Source organism: Ureibacillus terrenus, from assembly GCF_006569205.1.
In the GTDB taxonomy this organism is placed as follows: domain Bacteria; phylum Bacillota; class Bacilli; order Bacillales_A; family Planococcaceae; genus Ureibacillus; species Ureibacillus terrenus.
The window spans coordinates 1-2,002 of the sequence record NZ_VIGD01000049.1 but is presented as its reverse complement, the minus strand read 5'-3'; the positions used below and the strand labels follow the sequence as shown (position 1 = coordinate 2,002).

Here is a 2,002-nt window from a genome sequence, read left to right as displayed (position 1 = left end):
ACGATGAGGTAGATAGGTCCGGGGTGGAAGCACGGTGACGTGTGGAGCTGACGGATACTAATCGATCGAGGACTTAACCAAGAAAACACTTTCGATGCCGTTATCCAGTTTTGAGGGAACAACCTCTTAATAAAAATAAAAACAAAAAAACTCTTGAAAAATAAACAAAATATGTTATAATAGTACATGTCTTTCGGTAAAATAAAGAGCCTAGTGACGATGGCGAAGAGGTCACACCCGTTCCCATACCGAACACGGAAGTTAAGCTCTTCAGCGCCGATGGTAGTTGGGGGATTCCCCCTGCGAGAGTAGGACGTTGCTAGGCTCATACATTCGAATTATTCCGAAGTAGCTCAGCGGTAGAGCAATCGGCTGTTAACCGATGGGTCGTAGGTTCGAATCCTACCTTCGGAGCCATATATCTTGGAGAGTTGTCCGAGTGGCTGAAGGAGCACGATTGGAAATCGTGTAGACGGGTTAAACCCCGTCTCAAGGGTTCAAATCCCTTACTCTCCGCCATAATTAGAAATCGGCCCCTTGGTCAAGTGGTTAAGACACCGCCCTTTCACGGCGGTAACACGGGTTCGAATCCCGTAGGGGTCACCATTATGGAGGATTAGCTCAGCTGGGAGAGCATCTGCCTTACAAGCAGAGGGTCGGCGGTTCGATCCCGTCATCCTCCATCGAATAAAACATTTAGGATTATCGCGGGGTAGAGCAGTCTGGTAGCTCGTCGGGCTCATAACCCGGAGGTCGCAGGTTCAAATCCTGCCCCCGCAACCAAAACGGTTCCGTGGTGTAGTGGTTAACATGCCTGCCTGTCACGCAGGAGATCGCGGGTTCGAGTCCCGTCGGAACCGCCATATAGATTGTGGGTCGGTAGCTCAGTCGGTAGAGCAGAGGACTGAAAATCCTCGTGTCGGCGGTTCGATTCCGCCCCAACCCACCATATTAAAATAATATGCCGGCGTAGCTCAACTGGTAGAGCAACTGACTTGTAATCAGTAGGTTGAGGGTTCGATTCCTTTCGCCGGCACCATACTCCCGGAGGGGTAGCGAAGTGGCTAAACGCGACGGACTGTAAATCCGTTCCCTTTGGGTTCGGCGGTTCGAATCCGCCCCCCTCCACCATACTAATACAGGGGCATAGTTTAATGGTAGAACAAAGGTCTCCAAAACCTTTAGTGTGGGTTCGATTCCTACTGCCCCTGCCAAGAATAAAACAATGGCGACTGTGGCGAAGTGGTTAACGCACCGGATTGTGGCTCCGGCATTCGTGGGTTCGATTCCCATCAGTCGCCCCATAATAAAATGATATATGGGATTGTGGATTCGAAAACAGTGAAAGTTTATTAAGTATTGTTGGGGTATAGCCAAGCGGTAAGGCAACGGATTTTGATTCCGTCATGCCCAGGTTCGAATCCTGGTACCCCAGCCATTATAATTGCGGAAGTAGTTCAGTGGTAGAACACCACCTTGCCAAGGTGGGGGTCGCGGGTTCGAGTCCCGTCTTCCGCTCCAAATTCCGGCGGCTTAGCCAAGTGGTAAGGCACGGGTCTGCAACACCCTTATCACCGGTTCGAATCCGGTAGCCGCCTCCAAAAACATTTATATCATGCCGATGTGGCGGAATTGGCAGACGCGCACGACTCAAAATCGTGTTCCTTCGAGGAGTGTGGGTTCGACTCCCACCATCGGCACTTATAACAAGCCTAGATCGTAATAAACACGCGCTTTCTGTACACGTTACAGAAGGCGCATTTTTATTGGTTCTTTGTCAAATAGTGTTGGTGAAAAAATTTTGTGACTTTCCTGGTATATGCAACCGCACAACTTAGAGGAACTTCGATTCCTCTAAGCTTTTTTCATTGTCATGTAAGCCCGAAATCAAACAACGCCTATAAATCAATGACACCTCCCTGTAAGATGAAAGTAACAATTACAGAGGAGGTGTTCTTTTTTTGACAACGGAAAAACTCAATATCGTGCCTGTAAAATTAGA

Annotated in this window: 15 tRNA genes and 1 rRNA gene; all 16 read left to right on the top strand. The window is 48.8% G+C overall.

The window, feature by feature from the left end:
- Positions 1 to 209 precede the first annotated feature (209 nt).
- The 16 genes from rrf (at position 210) to FKZ59_RS14190 (ending at position 1,700) form a co-directional block, all read left to right on the top strand.
- Positions 210 to 325, top strand: a 5S ribosomal RNA gene (gene rrf / locus FKZ59_RS14265).
- A 17-nt stretch (positions 326 to 342) separates the two neighbouring features.
- A tRNA-Asn gene (locus FKZ59_RS14260) sits at positions 343 to 417 on the top strand.
- Positions 418 to 425: 8 nt separating this feature from the next.
- A tRNA-Ser gene (locus FKZ59_RS14255) sits at positions 426 to 519 on the top strand.
- Positions 520 to 531: 12 nt separating this feature from the next.
- Positions 532 to 606: transfer RNA gene (locus tag FKZ59_RS14250), tRNA-Glu, on the top strand.
- A gap of 4 nt (positions 607 to 610) precedes the next feature.
- Positions 611 to 683: transfer RNA gene (locus FKZ59_RS14245), tRNA-Val, on the top strand.
- Positions 684 to 706: 23 nt separating this feature from the next.
- Positions 707 to 783, top strand: a tRNA-Met gene (locus FKZ59_RS14240).
- Positions 784 to 787: 4 nt separating this feature from the next.
- A tRNA-Asp gene (locus FKZ59_RS14235) sits at positions 788 to 863 on the top strand.
- Positions 864 to 873: 10 nt separating this feature from the next.
- Positions 874 to 949 (top strand) — tRNA-Phe (locus FKZ59_RS14230).
- Between the two features lie 14 nt (positions 950 to 963).
- Positions 964 to 1,039: transfer RNA gene (locus FKZ59_RS14225), tRNA-Thr, on the top strand.
- Positions 1,040 to 1,046: 7 nt separating this feature from the next.
- Positions 1,047 to 1,131: transfer RNA gene (locus FKZ59_RS14220), tRNA-Tyr, on the top strand.
- Between the two features lie 9 nt (positions 1,132 to 1,140).
- A tRNA-Trp gene (locus FKZ59_RS14215) sits at positions 1,141 to 1,214 on the top strand.
- A 14-nt stretch (positions 1,215 to 1,228) separates the two neighbouring features.
- Positions 1,229 to 1,304: transfer RNA gene (locus FKZ59_RS14210), tRNA-His, on the top strand.
- A 59-nt stretch (positions 1,305 to 1,363) separates the two neighbouring features.
- Positions 1,364 to 1,438: transfer RNA gene (locus FKZ59_RS14205), tRNA-Gln, on the top strand.
- An 8-nt stretch (positions 1,439 to 1,446) separates the two neighbouring features.
- A tRNA-Gly gene (locus tag FKZ59_RS14200) sits at positions 1,447 to 1,521 on the top strand.
- Between the two features lie 6 nt (positions 1,522 to 1,527).
- A tRNA-Cys gene (locus FKZ59_RS14195) sits at positions 1,528 to 1,601 on the top strand.
- Between the two features lie 16 nt (positions 1,602 to 1,617).
- Positions 1,618 to 1,700, top strand: a tRNA-Leu gene (locus FKZ59_RS14190).
- Positions 1,701 to 2,002: the final 302 nt, after the last annotated feature.